The following is a 16,022-nucleotide window of genomic DNA, read 5'->3' as shown; positions in this document are numbered from 1 at the left end:
GGCCTCGCCGCTGTCGAAGCCTTCGCGGTAGCCGGCGTCCATGCCCTGGCGGAAGCCGTCCGCGGCGGAGGCCTGCACCTCGGCCGCGGCGTCGGGCGCCAGCGGCGCGCCGTCTATCAGCGGCGGAAATCGGAAAGGTCGCCAGTGCTTCACTCGACCACTTCCTCAGGGAACAGCTGCAGGTCGATCTCGCCAGCGTCCGCCAGCTGCTTGACCTGGGCCATGATCTCGCGGCGCGCCTCCTCGACGCGGCTCTTGGGCACCGGCCCGGAGCGGCGCATGGTGGCCTCGAAGTTCTGCGCCTGACGGCGCGGCATGGTCTGAATGATGGCGTCGCGCACCGCGGGCTCGGCTCCCTTCAGCGCGATCGCCCACTGCTCCAGCGGAATGTCCTCGCAGATGCGCATCAGCACTTCCTCGGTCTGGCGCGACAGGATGAAGAAGTCGTACATCCTCACCTCGATCTCGTCGACGATCTCCGGATCGTGCGCGCGCAGCAGCTCCATCATCCGGCTGCGGTCGCCCGGCAGGCGGTTGATGATGTCGGCGGTCTGCTGCATGCCCTCCACCGCGGTGCTCTGGGTGTGCAGGCTCTCCAGGCAGCGGTTGACCAGCTCGTCCAGCTCGTTCAACAGCTCGCGGTCCACGTCCGTCAGACGGGCGACATTGACCAGCACGCCGTCGCGGCTGGCCTCCGGCAGCGCCTCCACCACCTGGCCAGCCAGCGCCGGCGGCAGGAAGGCGAGGAACACCGCTTGCATGCGCACGTGCTCGGCGGCGATGCGGTCGGCCAGCCACTGCGGCGACACCCACTGCAGCCGCGCCATCTTGGGACGGATCGCGTCGCCGTAGATGGTGTCCAGCACGCTGCCGGCGATGTCGCCGCCCAGCGCCAGCTCCAGCGAACGCTTGAGGAAGCTGCGGCTGGCGCCGTGCACGCCGCTCTGCTCGCGGTATTCGTCGAAGAAGCGCTGCATCGTCGTCCTCACCGCGTCCACCTTGATGCCGCTCATGCCGGACATCGCTTGCGTCACTTGCAGCAGCTCTTCGCGGCTGAGGCAGCGTAGCACGGCGGCGGCGGGCTCCTCGCCCATGCACAGGAGCAGCACCGCGGCTTGCTCGATGGCGCTCATCTGGCCGTTGCCGGCGGGAGGAGAAGGCGGAATGTAGGCCGGGGATTCCGGCGCCGGATTATTGTTTGCGTCCATTGTTCTGCACCCATTGCTTGACCACTTCGGCGACGCGCTCCGGCTCCTTGGCAGCCAGGCCCTTCAGGTGTTCCACCATCACGTCCACCGGCGAGCCGGCGGGCGGCAGGTCGTAATTTTCCAGCAGCGGCACCACCGGGCTGTCGCCTGGCGCGGCCGACAGCGCCGCCTGGCGCTGGGTCGCGGTTTCGCGCAGCGAACGGTTGTCCAGCAACGGATCGTCCGGCGTCACGTCCAGCTCGTCCGGCGTGTAATCGTTCAGCTTGCGCTCGGCCAGTTGGCGGGCCAGTTTGAGCAGCGGCCGCGCCAGCAACAGGTAGGCCAGCAGCAGCGCCACGCCGTAGACCGCCCAGCGCGCGCCCTCGAACCAGGTTTCCGGCTGCTCCCAGAACGGCTCCGCCTGTACCGGCCGCGCGAAGCGCAGCGTGGACACCGCCAACACGTCGCCGCGGTCTGTGTTGATGCCCAGGCCGTTGCGCAGCAGCTTGTCGATATTGGCCAGCTCGGCCGGCTGCCAGCCCTTGCCGCCCGGAGCGGCGGCCTGGTTCAGCGCCACCGCCACGCTGAGGCGGCGCAGCGTGCCGCGCGCGCGCTTGATGTTGGTGATGTTGCGGTCGTACGCGTACTGGCGGGTGACAGCGTTTTTGCTGTTGCCGGCCTTGTCGGCGGCCGGGGACGAGGAGTCGGTATTGACCGGCCGGTTGCTCAGCGAGCCCGGCACGCCCAGCGCCATCCGCTCGGTGCTGGTCTCCTCGCGCGAGGCCTCGTTGGTGACCTTGGGCGCTTCGCCGTATTTCTCGCGGGTTTCCTCGACGCGGTCGTTGTCGACATCGGCGGTGACGCTGACCTTGTAGTTGTCGGCGCCCAGCGCCGGCGTCAGCAGGTCGCGGACGTTCTGCAGCGCCTCCTCGCGGAAGCGGCGCGACGCCTCGCTGTTGTTGCCTGCGATGCCGCCATCGCTCAGGTCCACATGAGCGGACAGCAGATTGCCGGCCTGATCGACCAGCGTCACCTGGGACGGGTCGAGCGAGGCCACGCTACCGGCCACCAGCTTGACCACGGCGGCGGTCTGCTCGCTGGACAGCTGCTGGCCCGGTTTCAGCGTCACCACCACCGAGGCGGAGCCCTTCTCGCCGCCGGCGGTGACGAAGGACGTGCTGCGCGGCAGCGACAGGTGCACGCGCGCCGAACGCACCGGGTCGAGCGCCTGGATGCTCTGCACCAGCTCGCCCTCAAGGCCGCGGCGGAAGCGCACGTCCTGCACGAACTGGCTGACGCCCAGCGGATCGTTCTTGTCCAACAGCTCCAGGCCGGCCGGCAACTGGGCGACCACGCCTTTGGCGGCCAGCTGCATGCGGGCGCGGGCTAGATCGCCGTCCGGCACCAGCACCTGGCCGGTCTGCGGATGGACGCGATAAGGAATCTTCTCTGCGTCGAGCACCGCCATCATGTCGGCGCCGCTCACCTTCTCCTGCGCGCCGAACACCGGGCGATAGCTGGAGTCGTCGCGCCACAGCCACAGCGTGGCCACCACGCTCAGGCCGATGGCCAACAGCACGATGGGCAGAAGATAGCGCCAGGCGTTGGCGGGTACCAGCTGGCGCCCCGCCATTCTTTGTTGAACCGCGGCCAAGCCGCTGCGCAATTGTTTGACCACAGTCGGCTCCCGCTTACAGCTGCATCTTGATCAGATCGTCGACCGCGCCGACCACCTTGTTACGCACCTGCATCAGCATCGAGAACGACAGGCTGGCTTCCTGGCTCATCAGCATCGCGCCGACCAGGTCGTCGCTCTGGCCGCTGTCCACCTCGGTCATCTTCTCCGCGGCGAGGCGGTTCTGCTGATCGACGTCGCGCACGGCCGACATCATCGACTGGCTGAAGCTGTGGCCGGCGGCGGGGGCTTCTTCCTGCGCGGCGATAGGCGCGGGGGCGGATTGCCCCAGTTTCGCCATCTCCCCCAGCAACTGGCTGCGGTCGGCGTGGATCATCAAGCCCAGATTGGTGGCCATCGTTCATCCTTAGAAAAGCGGTCTCGAAACTACTCGGTCAACCTGCAGCGCTTGTTAAATGCAGGCTGGCGGATTTTAAACTCACCGCTTTATCATACCGATGGTACTTTTCACATTCGCAGCCGTGAATTTTCCCCCTTTACCGCTGGCGGACAGCCAGTAAGATGCACACTCCCAGCAATAGCCGGGGGCTGCCGCGCAGCCGCCGACCACGATAACGAAGCTCCGATGCCCAAAGCCAAAATCGTCGCACCGCAGGAAGGCGCCCGCCTGCAGGCCTTGGACCTGCGCACGCTGGGCCGCCCGATACACCTGCTGCCGCTGTTTGCCCGCGCCTTGCGGCAGGAACTGGATGACTTTCTCGAACGCGAGCTGAACCGCCGCTACCACGCCGGCTTCCGCATCGACGCGCTGCGCCAGCAGCTGCCGGCCGCCGACGAGCTGCGCTGGCAGTGGCACGCGCTGGACGACTGGCAGCTGGGCAGCCATTTCGACCGCGGCCTGCTGCTGGGCATACTCGATTACCGCTTCGGCGCCCGCGCCGCCGCGCCGGACGGCGAGCTGCCGGCCGAAACCGAAACCGAGCGCCGCCTGGCCCGCACGCTGGCCGAGCGGCTGCTGCCGCGCCTGGCCCGCGCCATCCATCAACTGGGCCACGCCCCGCAGCCGGACGCGCCCAAGCCGCAAGCGCTCGGCTATCCGGCCCAATCCGCCTGGCAACTGGAAGTGGACCTCAGCGACGGCGACGCCAGGCTGGGCACGCTGCGCCTTCGGCTGAACGCCTCCGCCTTCGACGCGCTGCTGCAAAACCTGTCCGGCCAGCGGCCGCGGCTGGGCGGCAACGCCGACTGCGCCAATTTCAGCGACCGGCTGCGCATCCGCCTGGACGCCCGCTTGCTGGAGCAGGAGCTGCCGCTGGGCGCGGTGCTGGACCTGCGCCCCGGCAGCGTGCTGTCCGTCGCCATGCAGCCCCACGCCGAGGTCTGCGCCCAGGGCTCGCCGCTGTTCCGCGCCCAGGTGGTGGAACGCCAGGGCAAGCTCTGCCTGTCCGGCTTCGCCGACATCGAATAAACCAAGGAACCCGCAATGGAACTGAACCAAGACTTCGACCTGGACGGCATCCTGGACGGCCTGGACGCTGAAGCGCCGGCCGCCACCGAGCCCGCGCCGGTCCCGCGCGACATGACGCCCTTCCTGCGCAAGATTCCGGTCAAACTGACGCTGGAAGTCGGCAGCGCCGACATCAGCCTGGCCGACCTGTGCCAGATCGGCGCCGGATCGGTGGTGGAGCTGGACAAGATCGCCGGCGAGCCGCTGGACATCAAGGTGAACGGCACCGTGATCGGCCGCGCCGAGGTGGTGGTGTCCGGCGACAACTACGGCCTGCGCGTGGTGGAGCTGAACGACCTGCAGCTGGACAGCCTGGCCTGATGAAACGCCTCCTCCCCCTGCTGCCGCTCGCCGCCGCGGGCCTGCTCGCGGCCGCGCCGGCCTGGGCCGAGCCGTTGAAGCTGTTGTCCGGCAACGCCGGCGGCATGCCGGTCGACTTCACGATCAAGACCCAGATCCTGATCCTGATGACCGCGCTGGGCCTGCTGCCGGTGCTGGCGCTGATGATGACCAGCTTCACCCGCTTCGTCATCGTGCTGTCGCTGCTGCGCCAGGCGCTGGGCCTGCAGCAAGGCCTGCCCAACCGCCTGATCACCGGCGTGGCGCTGATCCTGACGCTGCTGGTGATGCGCCCGGTGGGCCTGCAGGTGTGGAACGAGGCGATGGTGCCGTTCGACCAGGACAAGATCACCATGCAGCAGGCGCTGGAGATCGCCGCCAAACCGATCAGCCGCTTCATGCTGGCCCAGACCGGCAAGACCGCGCTGGCCCAGGTGGCGCGGCTATCGGGCGAGGAAAACGTCGCCAAGCCGGAAGACCACGCCTTCACCGTCAAGCTGGCCGCCTTCGTGCTGTCCGAGCTGAAAACCGCGTTCCAGATCGGCTGCATGCTGTTCATCCCCTTCCTGGTGATAGACCTAGTGGTGTCCAGCGTGCTGATGGCGATGGGCATGATGATGCTGTCGCCACTGGTGATCTCGCTGCCGCTGAAGCTGCTCTTGTTCGTGCTGGTGGACGGCTGGTCGCTGACCGTCAACACCCTGGTCACGTCGATACAGGCTTATTAGGAGAGACGGAGCCATGCTGACGCCCGATATCGCGGTCGACATCGTCAACGACAGCTTGCGCGTGGTGGTGACGCTGGTGGTGCTGCTGGTGCTGCCCAGCCTGATCGTCGGCGTGGTGGTCAGCCTGATCCAGGCCGCCACCCAGATCAACGAGCAGACGCTGTCCTTCCTGCCCCGGCTCTTGATCGTGCTGTTGACCATCGCGCTGGCCGGCCACTGGATCACCGGCTACCTGATGGATTTCTGCGTCGCCATGTTCCAGCGCGCCGCGAGCCAGGTGGGATAGCGATGCAGGGCCTGTACGCCCAGTTGCTGGACCTGATCCCCGCCGTCTGGTGGCCGTTCTGCCGGCTGATGGCGGCCTTCGCCATCGCGCCCTTCATCGGCGACGCGGTGATGCCGATCCGCGCCCGCATCGGTCTGGCGCTGGCCCTGGCCGTCGCCTGCATCCCCGGCATGCCCGCCCATTCCCCGATCGACCCGTTCTCGCTGCACGGCGTCGCCGCCAGCGTCGAGCAGGTCATCATCGGACTGTTGTTCGGCCTCGCCTTTCAATTGACCTTGTCCGTGTTGTCGCTGCTGGGTTTCCTGCTGTCGTCGCAAATGGGCCTGTCGATGGCCATCATGAACGACCCCGGCAACGGCAACAGCTCGGATGTGGTGTCCAGCCTGCTCTATCTCTTGGCAGCGCTGCTATTCTTCGCGCTGGATGGCCATCTGGTGCTGGTGCAGGTGGTGTACGCCAGTTTCCGCGCCTGGCCGCTGGGCGGCGGCATTCCGCAAGCCTCGCTGCCGGTGCTGGCCGCCAGCGTCGGCTGGGTGATGTCGGCGGCGATGATCCTGGCCCTGCCGGTGGTGTTCGCCACCTTCGTGGTGCAGGCCGGCTTCGGCATGATCAACCGCGTGGCGCCGGCGCTGAACCTGTTTTCGCTGGGCTTCCCGGTGGTGACGCTGTTCGGCCTGTCCACCCTGACTCTGCTGATGCAGGTGCTGCCGCCGCAATACCTGAGCCTGAGCGAGCAGACGCTGCGCCTGTTGGACCGCCTGCTGGAGATGGGCCATGGCTGAGGCGCAACAAGGCGACAAGACAGAAAAGGCCACTCCCCAGCGGCTGCGCAAGGCGCGCGAGCAGGGGCAGGTGCCCCGTTCCAAGGACCTGGCCGCGGCGCTGGGCCTGCTGCTGGCGCTGAAGATGATGTTCTGGCTGGCGCCGGGCTGGCTGGACGACTTCCGGCAACTGTTCGCGCTGGCCTTCGCCTCGCTGTCCGGCCAGGGCGCGCTGGAAAACAGCTGGTCCAAACTGTTCGGCGGCACCCTGCTCTTGCTGATCAAGATGCTGGCGCCGCTGGCCGTCATTCCGCTGACCATGCTGCTGCTCAGCCTGTTTCCCGGCGGCTGGGTGTTCGTGCTGAACCAGATCAGCCCCAAGTTCGAGCGGATGAACCCGCTGGCCCACCTGTCGCGGCTGGCCTCGCCCAAGCACGCCAGCGAGATCGGCAAATCCATCGCCAAGGCGCTGGTGCTGGGCTGGCTGCTGTACCGCGTGGCCAGCGACGCGCTGCATGAGTTCTTCGCGCTGCACAGCATGCCGCTGCTGCCCACGCTGGCCGGCGCTGCCGACCTGCTCTTGTCTTGCCTGCTCAAGCTGGCCGCGGTGTTTTTGCTGTTCGCGCTGGCCGATCTGCCGCTGCAGGTGTTCCTGTTCCTGAAACAGCAGCGGATGAGCAAGCAGGAAATCAAGGAAGAGCACAAGAACACCGAGGGCCGCCCAGAAGTCCGCCAGCGCATCCGCCAGCTGCAGCAGCAGATGGCGCAGCGCGGCGTGCGCAAGGCGCTGCCCGGCGCCGACGTGATCATCGTCAACCCCAGCCACTACGCGGTGGCGCTGAAATACGACGAAAACCGCGCCGAGGCGCCGTTCATCGTCGCCAAGGGCGTGGACGAGATGGCGCTGTACATCCGCCAACTGGCGGAGGAAATGAAACTGACGGTGCTGCCGCTGCCGCCCTTGGCGCGCGCGGTGTACCACACCACCCAGGTCAACCAGCAGATCCCCGCGCCGCTGTACCGCGCGGTGGCGCAGGTGCTGACCTATGTCTTGCAACTGAAGGCGTTCCAGGCGGGTAGCCGCCGCAGCCGGCCCACCCTGCCGGACCTGCCCATCCCCCGCGAACTGTCCGACCCCGAGCCCGCATCATGAACTCGCTGACCAAACTGCTTGCCGACATCGGCCGCCACAAGCTCGCCGCCCCGCTGTTCCTGCTCGCCATCCTGGCGATGGTGATGCTGCCTCTGCCGCCATTGGCGCTGGACATGCTGTTCACCTTCAACATCGTGCTGGCCATCATCGTGATCCTGGTCAGCGTGTCGGCGCGGCGGCCGCTGGACTTCTCGGTGTTCCCCACCATCATCCTGGCCACCACGCTGCTGAGGCTGTCGCTGAACGTGGCCTCCACCCGGGTGGTGCTGCTGCACGGCCACGAAGGAACGCACGCCGCCGGCCGGGTGATCGAGGCCTTCGGCAATGTGGTGATAGGCGGCAACTTCGTGGTCGGCATGGTGGTGTTTGTCATCCTGATGATTATCAACTTCATGGTGGTGACCAAGGGCGCCGAGCGGATTTCCGAAGTATCGGCCCGCTTCACGCTGGACGCGCTGCCGGGCAAGCAGATGGCGATCGACGCCGACCTGAACGCCGGCCTGATCAACCAGGAGCAGGCGCAGCAGCGCCGCCGCGACATCGCCACCGAAGCCGACTTCTACGGCGCGATGGACGGCGCGTCCAAGTTCGTCCGCGGCGACGCCATCGCCGGCATCCTGATCCTGATCATCAACCTGTTCGGCGGCGTGGCCATCGGCGCGCTGATGCACAATCTGTCGATGGGCGACGCCTTCCGCCAGTACGCGCTGATGACCATAGGCGACGGCCTGGTCGCGCAGATTCCTGCGCTGTTGCTGTCTTCCGCCGCCGCCATCATCGTCACCCGCATCAGCGACGACGGCGACATGCAGCAACAGGTGGGCAACCAGATGCTGGCCTCGCCCACCGTGCTGATGAGCGCCGCCGGCATGATGCTGATCCTGGCCATCATTCCCGGCATGCCGTGGCCGACCTTCCTCGGCTTCGCCGCGCTCTTGGGCTATGTGGCCTGGCGCATGCATGTCCGCCGCCCGGTTGCGGCCAATACCCTGAACCAGACCGCGGTGAAGTCCGCGCTGCAGGGCGAAGCGGAAATCGAGCTGGAATGGAACACCTTGCCCTACGCCGACACGCTGGGCATCGCGCTCGGCTACCGGCTGGTGACGCTGTTGGACGCCGGCCAGGGCGCGCCGCTGACCAAGCGGGTCAAGGGCGTGCGCCAGAGCCTATCCGAACAGATGGGCCTGTTGCTGCCGACGGTGAACCTGCGCGACGACCTCAGGCTCAAGCCCTCCCAGTACGCGGTGCAGATCTCCGGCAACACGGTGGCCGAGGCCGAGGTCTACGCCGACCGGTTGATGGCCATTCCCTCGCCCGACGTCTACGGCGAGATCGACGGCATTCCCGGCATCGACCCGGCCTTCGGCATGCCGGTCACCTGGATCGCGCTGGCCGACAAGAGCAAGGCGCTGGGACTGGGCTACCAGGTGGTGGACTGCTCCAGCGTGATGGCCACCCACTTGAACAAAGTGATGCGCGAAAACCTGGCCGAACTGTTCCGCCACGACGACGTGGCCGCGCTGGGCGAGCGGCTGTCGACGCTGGCGCCCAAGCTGGCGACGGCGCTGGGCCAGGCGCTGACGCCGGTGCAGCAGCTGCGCGTGTTCCGCCAGCTGCTGCAGGACAATGTGTCGCTGAAGGACATCGTGCCCATCGCCTCCGCCCTGCTGGAAGCCAGCGATACGACCAAGGACCCGATCATGCTGTCAGCCGAGGTACGCTGCGCGCTGAAGCGCCAGATCGTCCAGACCATCGTCGGCCCGCGCGATGAAATCCGGGCCTTCAACCTGTCCGCCGATCTGGAAAACCTGCTGCTGGGGGCGCTATCCCAGGCCCAGCAAACCGGCAAGCCGCAACTGGACAGCTTCCCGATCGACCCCAACGTGCTGCAGCAGCTGCAGGCCAATATGCCGGTGATCCGCGACCAGATGAAGCAGCAGGGCCAGGCGCCGGTGTTGCTGGTGATGCCGCAGATCCGGCCGCTGCTGGCCCGCTACGGCCGGCTGTTCGCGCCTGGCCTGCACGTGCTGTCGTACAACGAGGTGCCGGAAAACCGCCAGGTCAGCCTGACTGGCACCTTAGGCTGATTCTCGCACTTCTTGCGCCGGATGCCTGCCATCTGGCGCGAATCCTCATCCCCACCGAAGCTGCGCCCCAAGCCACCCCATAAACTCCACCATTAAATTCACATAGTTAGCGCAATTCACTCACAAATTCCCGACTATGGAATAGAGTCGCGTCAGCAAAAAATCATCTGTACTTTTTCGCATGTTGTGAAAATGCAAACGCATGATTCGCAAAATTAGGAAAAATTGCCAGTTTGAGCATTTTTTGCGCACATGTCGACCGCATGGATGCTAGGATCACGATTATGAAAATCATGTGACGGGACATCGACCATGACCACCCCCAAGTCCGCCAACGAAATCATCTGCGACAACATTCGCAAGCAACTGGAACAGTTCCGCTGGCCGGAAGCCCAACAGGCCAGCCTGATCGAACAGATCCTGGGGCTGAGCACCTCCCAGGCTTACCGCAAACTGAATGGCAGCAGCCCCTGGCAGCTGACCCAGGTGGAGCGCTTGGCCCAGTATTTCAATATTCCGCCCTCCAGCCTTCTGGTCGATCACAGCCAGCAGATCAGCCAGAATCCGATGGACAACGAACTGCTGCCGGCAATCCTGCATCTGAACAACCAGAGCGGCGAAGCCCACTGCTGGATTCAACTGGGCGAACAGCTGGCTGACGACTCCTGCGCGCCGCTGTTCCTGGCCAAGCGCCTGCACGACTGTTGGCACGTGTTTCCCGGCACCCTGTTCGACGGCGAGGACGGCTATGAAGTCGGCTACCTGACCATACGTCCGCCCAAGCGCGCCAACACCAAGCGGCTGCTGGTGGCGGTGCTGGACGACAAGGATGCCGACCTGCTGTCGGCGATCCTGGTGCAGCAAGGCCTGTTCGCCCTGCCCTACCACCAGCCGCAGGCGCTGTTGCAAGCCATGCAACACGAAGAGTTCGACGCCTTCGTGCTGGACTGGGTACTGGGCGAGCCCACCAGCTGCATGGAGGTGATCGAGACCATACGCCGCCACTCGGCCACCGTGCCCATCGTGGTGCTGACCGGCTACGCGCTTGAACACGAAAACGAGCTGTCCCAGGCTCTGCAAACCCATGGCGTCTATTACATCGGCAAGCCGGCCCCCGGCTCCATCCTGGCGCTTCAGATCAAGAACATGGTCACCAACGCGCTGGAACACGCCTGAGCCGGTAGCTTCAGGCGCAAAAAAAACAGGCTCCGGTGGGAGCCTGTTTTTCCCTGCCCTAGCCTCCGCTATAGAGGCAACCTAGCCAGCGCGGCGCGCAGCTGCATGCTGTCAAATGGCTTGCTCAGCTGCGCGGCGAACCATCCGGAACGGGCATCGGCAAACTCGTCCGGATCCGCGCTCATCGCCAGCATCAGCGGCCGCTGCGGCTGTTTGCGAGCCAATTCGGCCAACTGGTAACCGCTATCCCCACCCAGCTGCATGTCCAGCAGCAGCACATCGAAACGCCGCTGCATCAGGCAGTCGGCTGCTTGGCTCAAGGTGGAGGCGCAGGATACTTGATAACCGTCCTGCCCCAACAGTTCCGCCACCGAGCCGCGAATCTCGTCGTCATCGTCGACGATCAGCACGCTGCGGCTCTGCTCGCTCCCGCCCACCTCGCGCAGCGGCAGCCTGACCATAAACACGGACCCGGTCCCGACCGCGCTCTCCATCTCGATGCTGCCGCCGAACAGGCGCACCAGTTCCTTGACGATGGACAGGCCGAGACCGCTGCTTCCCGGCCTGCGATTGCGGCCTTGGCTAAACGGCTGGAAAATCCTCTGTCGATCTTCCGCTGCGATGCCGATGCCGGTATCGCTCACCTCCAGCCACAGTTCGGACTGATCGGCGCCGCGGATGCCGCGGGCCTTCAGCGTCACGCCGCCCTGGTCGGTGTAGCGTATCGCGTTGGACACCAGATTGCCGACGATCTGACGCAAGCGGATCTCGTCCAGCAACACCCACTCCGGCAGCGACGCCTCCTCGTAGCGCAGCGCCAGCCCCTTGGCATCCGCCAGGGGCTGCATCACATCCATCACCGCCCGCAGCGCGGCCGATGGCTTCACCCTGCCCGGATTCAGCCGCAATTGCATGTTCTTGATCGCCGAGATGTCCATGATGTCGTGGATCTGGCTGGTCAGCTGCGCCATGCCGGCCTTCATGCGCTTGAGGGCCAACTGGGCGGCAGGCTGCGGCGTCACCGCCGGCTCCACCAGTTCCATGCACATCTGCATTGACTGCAGCGGCGAGCGGATTTCATGGCCCAGCGTGCCGAGGAAAGTGGTGCGGTCCAGCTCCAGCGCCACCGTCGCCTGGTGGGCGGCTCGCTCCTGCTCCAGCAGCGACTGCCGCACTTCGGCCAATTCCTTCACCTCCCGGAAGCGCATCAGCACCAGCAGCACGCCGCAGATGCCGCCGCACAACACCAGCTGCAGCATCAGCATTTGCGAACGCTGGCTGGCCAGCGCCTTGGTGCGCGCCACGCGCGCCGACACCTCTGCCTCGCGGCTTTGCACCGCGAAATTGGCCAGCACCGGACGCAACGCGTCGATGCGCACCACCATGCGACGCGCCCAGTCGGGCGTGATCCGCAGCCAGCTCTTGTCGTGGATCAGCGGACCCAGCGCGCCGACCAAGGCGTCGAAACCGGCAACGCGGCGCAATTGGCGGTGCACCAGCACGCTGTCCGGGGCCTCGAACACCTGATAACGGCTTTGCAGCAGCTGGAACTGCGCGCCTGGATCAAACGAAGTCGGCGCTTCCGCATAGCCGATCAGTTCGGCCCGGGTCTTCTCCAACTCGATGTGCAGTTGCGCTACCGTCCAATACAGCTGCTCGCTTTTGCCGCCATCTATCAACGCCTGGCTGGCGCGATCGATGCGATAGAAATTCCACGCCGCGGCCAGCAGCAGCACCAGCAGCGACACGATCAGCCACCATGGAGCCTGCACATAGCGCTTGATGCCGCCCAGCCTCACATGACCTCCATCGCCTCAACCTGCCACACAAGCTTGGCATCCAGCGGCGGCCCTTTGTCGGCATCGGGTATGCTTTGCAGCGGATACATCAGCCACAGCGGGCCATAGTGGGCGACATCGAAAGGCTTGTTGTCGATGCGGCGCGCCAGCACCACGCTCTGCTTGCCCAATTCATCCACCGAGATGTCGTAACGGTAATAGTTGATCGCCAGCACCCTCACCATGGAGCCCTTGGCCTCCACCTTGGCCAGGATGTCGCGCACCAGCGGCCCGCTGAAGCGCACCGAAGGCGTCCAGCTGGTGGAGGTTGAGAAGCTGACCTGCCTGAGCTTGCCCAGATCACTGTCGCGAAACTGGTAGATGCCGCGCTTGGCATCGGTGAAGCGCCCGATCTTGCCCGACACCGTCAACACCACCGGATCGCCGCTTGCCAGCGCGGGAGCGCATAGACAGAGGCCTATCAGCCAGCACAAGGCCTTACGCATAGCCATCCTCGAATCGCAGATAAAAAACGGCCAATTATATTCATCCCGGGCCCTTCGCAACCAGTGTTATACGAAGAAAACGCTTCCCGCCCCACATTTTGCAACCATTTTTCATTCAAGCCGCCCAACCATCGGATCAAAAACGCAAAAAGCCAGTGGCGAACCACTGGCTTGCATCGACGCGGCGCAAGGCCGCGCTTTGATGATTACTGCAACAGGGACATGGCCAGGCTGCTCATGCTGCCGCTTTGCTTCAGCATGGAAGTGCTGGCTTGCATCAGCATCTGCTTGGCGGTCATGGTGGAGCTTTCGTTGGCGTAGTCGGTATCCATGATGCGACCCTTGGCTGCCAGCGTGTTGTTGTTCACGTTGGACAGGTTGTTGATCACGTGGTCCAGACGGTTGGCGTTGGCGCCCAGCGCGGAGCGCACGGTGCCGACGGCATCCAGCGCCGCATTGATCGAGGTAATGGTATCTGTCTTGCCCACTTCATCCGAATTGCCCGCCGCAGAAGCGGAAGCGAAGCCTTCTACGGCCTTATCCAGGTCTGCTTGCAGAGCAAGTTTCTTGGTTGCGTCGGTTTCACCATCCCAAGCGGCTTTGGCTGCAGTCAGAACATCATTCGCAGCTTTGAGGTCTTTTTGAGTCGCCGGGTCGATAGCGCCTTGCGCAGTCACCATGGCTTCAATGGCAGTCTTATATTCTGTGTTCTTAGTTGCGTCCAAAGCCAATTCAGCCTTGGCGCCATCAACGACCAGTTTCTTGGCTGCAACCAGCTTGGCAGTAGCTGCCGGGCCTGCGGCCGGACCGCCTTCTTTTTCATACTGAGCCGATACCTTGCCCAAAGCATTGTCCAGGCTGGTCATCTCGCCAGTCAGGCTCAGCTTCATCGACTCATCCGCGCCGGCACCAATCTGAAAGCTCAGAGCCTTGGTCAGCTTACCGCCTTGCAACAGCTTCTCGCCGCCGAAGGAGGTGTTCTTCATGATGTTGGTCAATTCCTTGCCCAGCTGATTGAACTCAGCTTGCATTGCTTTCTTGTCGTCGGCGGTGGTGGTGGCGTTGGAACCTTCGGTGCCCAGGTCCTTCATCCGTTGCAGGATGTTGGTCACTTCGTTCAGCGCGCCTTCGGCGGTCTGTAGCATGGAGATGCCGTTCTGGGCGTTCTTCATGGCGACGGTCATGCCGCGGCTTTGCGCATCCAGACGGGTGGCGATCTGCAGGCCGGCGGCGTCGTCCATCGCGGAGTTGATGCGCAGGCCGGTGCCCAGGCGGGTCATGGAGGTGGACAGCGCGCCTTGGGTGCTGTTCATGTTGGACTTGGTGTTCAGTGCCGCGATATTGGTGTGCAGGCTCAGCATGGGAATGCTCCGTCGGTTTGGTTTGGTAAGCGGCATCGCTGCCGTTACCCCAGCAAGGCGGCGCTTATTGCCGGGAACTTAAATCACAACAGAACGTGAAAAATCACACCAGGTTTTATCAAGCTCAAGCACAGCTCGAAACAATGTCTATAACATATTAATCGCAGTCCGAACGCTTGCCCTCGCCGCCGAGCGGAAAGAACCCGACGATGAACGTGCAATCGAATCCCTTCCTGTTCGAAAGCGCCGCCCTCAGCCATCTGCCTGGTTTCGGCGCGATCCGAACCACCCAGCTCGCCGGCTATCTTTCCGTCGGCGACTCGGCCGGCGGCTGGCTTTACTTCTGGTTCAGCGAGGCGGGCGACCACTCGGAGAAAGCGCCATTGCTGGTCTGGATCAACGGCGACCCGGAATGGACCGCGCTGCACGCGATGCTGGATGAGCACGGCCCTTATCTGCTGGACCCGTCCGGCCGCGTCTACTCCAATCCCTTCGGCTGGCATCACCACGCCAATCTTCTGGTCATAGACCAACCGTTGGGCCAGGGCCTTTCCTTCACCACCCATCCGCGCTACCTGCCGGAGAATCACGACGAAGCCAGCCAGCAGCTGTACCACGCGCTGCAGGAATTCCTGCTGCGCTGGCCGCGCTACCGCGAACGGGACTGCTATCTGTTCGGCAACGCCGCCGCCGCCCACTCGATCGTGCGGCTGGCACTCCGCATGCAGGACGGCAACAGCGGCGGCCAGCCGCCGATACCGCTCAAAGGCCTGGGTTTCGGCAATCCCCAACTGGCGCCGGAAACCCAGCTGCCCAGCCATATCGAATACGCGTACCAGCACCGGCTGATCAATCTGGATGAGAAAAACCGCGCGCAATCCATGCTGGACGAGTTCATTCGCGCCTATGCCTCGCCGCTCGCGCTGCAACGCCAATCGGCCGGCCGGATTGCCATCGAGATCAACCGTTTCATGCAACACTGCTGCGGCCGGGATCTGCGCGACATCCGCCACCCTCCTCAAACACCCTCCAAAACCCTGGGGGAATACCTGAAAAAACCGTCAGTGCAACAAGCGCTGCGCATCGACCGCCGCTCCAACAACGAGCTGCAGCCGCAATCCGGCTTGGTGGCCGAAGCCGTCTGGCTGGAAAACTCGTCACATTTGCTGCTCCCGCTACTGGATCAACTAAAGGTGCTGTTCTTCCACGGCGAATGCTGCATGGCCGGCAACTATCTCGGACTCGACGCCTGGCTCAACACCCAAACCGGACCACAAGCCGACGCATTCCGGCAACAAAAACGCCAAGCTTGGCGGCCTTACGGCTTGGCCGCGGGTCTGATCCGCAGCCATGGCAACCTCAGCCAAATCATCGTCCAGAACGCCGGGCTGCGCGTGGCCCGGGATCAACCCGCCGCCGCGCAGGCGATGCTGCGCGACTTCCTGAGCGGCGGCGACTCGAAAAATGACAATGGAATTGACCGATAAAAAATACTGGGTTGTAATACGAAGTTCTTG

Annotated in this window: 15 protein-coding genes; 9 read left to right on the top strand and 6 right to left on the bottom strand. The window is 64.6% G+C overall.

Translation table 11 applies throughout. The features are described 5' to 3' along the window. Positions 1 to 149 precede the first annotated feature (149 nt). From LQR33_RS12410 to LQR33_RS12400, 3 genes are read right to left on the bottom strand one after another with little or no spacing between them, the layout of a single operon-like run. The gene (locus LQR33_RS12410) at positions 150 to 1,208 is read right to left on the bottom strand and encodes a flagellar motor switch protein FliG (RefSeq protein ID WP_231469164.1); all 1,059 of its coding nucleotides are present in this window, start codon (positions 1,206 to 1,208) and stop codon (positions 150 to 152) included. After that, positions 1,192 to 2,865 carry a flagellar basal-body MS-ring/collar protein FliF gene (fliF, locus tag LQR33_RS12405; RefSeq protein WP_166438211.1) on the bottom strand — a complete coding sequence of 558 codons (1,674 nt, stop codon included), beginning with the start codon at positions 2,863 to 2,865 and terminating at the stop codon, positions 1,192 to 1,194. The genes LQR33_RS12410 and fliF overlap by 17 nt, the downstream gene beginning before the upstream one ends. A gap of 13 nt (positions 2,866 to 2,878) precedes the next feature. Then, positions 2,879 to 3,220: a flagellar hook-basal body complex protein FliE gene (locus LQR33_RS12400; RefSeq protein WP_021477812.1), complete on the bottom strand. Its 342-nt coding sequence runs from the start codon at positions 3,218 to 3,220 to the stop codon at positions 2,879 to 2,881. A gap of 228 nt (positions 3,221 to 3,448) precedes the next feature. Between LQR33_RS12400 and LQR33_RS12395 the strand changes: the two genes are divergently transcribed. The 8 genes from LQR33_RS12395 to LQR33_RS12360 all read left to right on the top strand — a co-directional run bounded on the left by LQR33_RS12395 (position 3,449) and on the right by LQR33_RS12360 (position 10,860). Then, entirely contained in the window at positions 3,449 to 4,291 is an 843-nt protein-coding gene (locus tag LQR33_RS12395; RefSeq protein ID WP_221664775.1) for a flagellar motor switch protein FliM, read from the top strand. A 15-nt stretch (positions 4,292 to 4,306) separates the two neighbouring features. After that, the gene (gene fliN / locus LQR33_RS12390; RefSeq protein ID WP_231469162.1) at positions 4,307 to 4,651 is read left to right on the top strand and encodes a flagellar motor switch protein FliN; all 345 of its coding nucleotides are present in this window, start codon (positions 4,307 to 4,309) and stop codon (positions 4,649 to 4,651) included. Beyond that, positions 4,651 to 5,397 carry a flagellar type III secretion system pore protein FliP gene (gene fliP / locus LQR33_RS12385; protein WP_231469160.1) on the top strand — a complete coding sequence of 249 codons (747 nt, stop codon included), beginning with the start codon at positions 4,651 to 4,653 and terminating at the stop codon, positions 5,395 to 5,397. The genes fliN and fliP overlap by 1 nt, the downstream gene beginning before the upstream one ends. Before the next feature lie 13 nt (positions 5,398 to 5,410). Next, on the top strand, positions 5,411 to 5,683 hold the full coding sequence (gene fliQ, locus LQR33_RS12380; protein ID WP_011136551.1) for a flagellar biosynthesis protein FliQ: 273 nt from the start codon (positions 5,411 to 5,413) through the stop codon (positions 5,681 to 5,683). A 2-nt stretch (positions 5,684 to 5,685) separates the two neighbouring features. Then, a complete protein-coding gene (gene fliR / locus LQR33_RS12375; protein WP_166438208.1) occupies positions 5,686 to 6,465 on the top strand; it encodes a flagellar biosynthetic protein FliR in 780 nt (259 codons plus the stop codon). Beyond that, on the top strand, positions 6,458 to 7,597 hold the full coding sequence (flhB, locus tag LQR33_RS12370) for a flagellar type III secretion system protein FlhB (RefSeq protein WP_166438207.1): 1,140 nt from the start codon (positions 6,458 to 6,460) through the stop codon (positions 7,595 to 7,597). Before fliR ends, flhB begins: the two co-directional genes overlap by 8 nt. Beyond that, positions 7,594 to 9,684, top strand: a complete 2,091-nt coding sequence (locus tag LQR33_RS12365) for a flagellar biosynthesis protein FlhA (protein WP_021477806.1) — start codon at positions 7,594 to 7,596, stop codon at positions 9,682 to 9,684. The genes flhB and LQR33_RS12365 overlap by 4 nt, the downstream gene beginning before the upstream one ends. Before the next feature lie 312 nt (positions 9,685 to 9,996). Further along, a complete protein-coding gene (locus LQR33_RS12360; RefSeq protein ID WP_166438205.1) occupies positions 9,997 to 10,860 on the top strand; it encodes a helix-turn-helix domain-containing protein in 864 nt (287 codons plus the stop codon). Between the two features lie 68 nt (positions 10,861 to 10,928). Here LQR33_RS12360 and LQR33_RS12355 read toward each other — a convergent pair whose 3' ends face one another. The 3 genes from LQR33_RS12355 to LQR33_RS12345 all read right to left on the bottom strand — a co-directional run bounded on the left by LQR33_RS12355 (position 10,929) and on the right by LQR33_RS12345 (position 14,457). After that, entirely contained in the window at positions 10,929 to 12,659 is a 1,731-nt protein-coding gene (locus tag LQR33_RS12355; protein ID WP_166438204.1) for an ATP-binding response regulator, read from the bottom strand. Further along, complete coding sequence (locus LQR33_RS12350) at positions 12,656 to 13,150, bottom strand: putative pterin-binding protein (RefSeq protein WP_166438203.1); 495 nt, start codon at positions 13,148 to 13,150, stop codon at positions 12,656 to 12,658. Before LQR33_RS12350 ends, LQR33_RS12355 begins: the two co-directional genes overlap by 4 nt. A 200-nt stretch (positions 13,151 to 13,350) precedes the next feature. Beyond that, positions 13,351 to 14,457 carry a flagellin N-terminal helical domain-containing protein gene (locus LQR33_RS12345; RefSeq protein ID WP_231469166.1) on the bottom strand — a complete coding sequence of 369 codons (1,107 nt, stop codon included), beginning with the start codon at positions 14,455 to 14,457 and terminating at the stop codon, positions 13,351 to 13,353. Positions 14,458 to 14,714: 257 nt separating this feature from the next. Between LQR33_RS12345 and LQR33_RS12340 the strand changes: the two genes are divergently transcribed. Continuing rightward, positions 14,715 to 15,992 carry a S10 family peptidase gene (locus tag LQR33_RS12340; RefSeq protein ID WP_231469158.1) on the top strand — a complete coding sequence of 426 codons (1,278 nt, stop codon included), beginning with the start codon at positions 14,715 to 14,717 and terminating at the stop codon, positions 15,990 to 15,992. The last annotated feature ends 30 nt before the right edge of the window (positions 15,993 to 16,022 follow it).

It is taken from the genome of Chromobacterium piscinae (assembly GCF_021129175.1).
Classification (GTDB): Bacteria; Pseudomonadota; Gammaproteobacteria; order Burkholderiales; family Chromobacteriaceae; genus Chromobacterium; species Chromobacterium piscinae.
The sequence above is the reverse complement of the archived record's forward strand: the minus strand, read 5'-3'. Positions and strand labels throughout refer to the sequence as shown.

What these genes read in the sequence shown, in the direction of transcription:
- LQR33_RS12365 (WP_021477806.1), top strand. Translation starts at nt 7,594, where the DNA reads ATGAACTCGCTGACCAAACTGCTTGCCGACATCGGCCGCCACAAGCTC.
- LQR33_RS12360 (WP_166438205.1), top strand. Translation starts at nt 9,997, where the DNA reads ATGACCACCCCCAAGTCCGCCAACGAAATCATCTGCGACAACATTCGC.
- LQR33_RS12340 (WP_231469158.1), top strand. Translation starts at nt 14,715, where the DNA reads ATGAACGTGCAATCGAATCCCTTCCTGTTCGAAAGCGCCGCCCTCAGC.
- LQR33_RS12350 (WP_166438203.1), bottom strand. Translation starts at nt 13,150, where the DNA reads ATGGCTATGCGTAAGGCCTTGTGCTGGCTGATAGGCCTCTGTCTATGC.
- fliR (WP_166438208.1), top strand. Translation starts at nt 5,686, where the DNA reads ATGCAGGGCCTGTACGCCCAGTTGCTGGACCTGATCCCCGCCGTCTGG.
- fliQ (WP_011136551.1), top strand. Translation starts at nt 5,411, where the DNA reads ATGCTGACGCCCGATATCGCGGTCGACATCGTCAACGACAGCTTGCGC.
- LQR33_RS12400 (WP_021477812.1), bottom strand. Translation starts at nt 3,220, where the DNA reads ATGGCCACCAATCTGGGCTTGATGATCCACGCCGACCGCAGCCAGTTG.
- LQR33_RS12410 (WP_231469164.1), bottom strand. Translation starts at nt 1,208, where the DNA reads ATGGACGCAAACAATAATCCGGCGCCGGAATCCCCGGCCTACATTCCG.
- LQR33_RS12345 (WP_231469166.1), bottom strand. Translation starts at nt 14,457, where the DNA reads ATGAACAGCACCCAAGGCGCGCTGTCCACCTCCATGACCCGCCTGGGC.
- fliN (WP_231469162.1), top strand. Translation starts at nt 4,307, where the DNA reads ATGGAACTGAACCAAGACTTCGACCTGGACGGCATCCTGGACGGCCTG.
- LQR33_RS12395 (WP_221664775.1), top strand. Translation starts at nt 3,449, where the DNA reads ATGCCCAAAGCCAAAATCGTCGCACCGCAGGAAGGCGCCCGCCTGCAG.
- fliP (WP_231469160.1), top strand. Translation starts at nt 4,651, where the DNA reads ATGAAACGCCTCCTCCCCCTGCTGCCGCTCGCCGCCGCGGGCCTGCTC.
- flhB (WP_166438207.1), top strand. Translation starts at nt 6,458, where the DNA reads ATGGCTGAGGCGCAACAAGGCGACAAGACAGAAAAGGCCACTCCCCAG.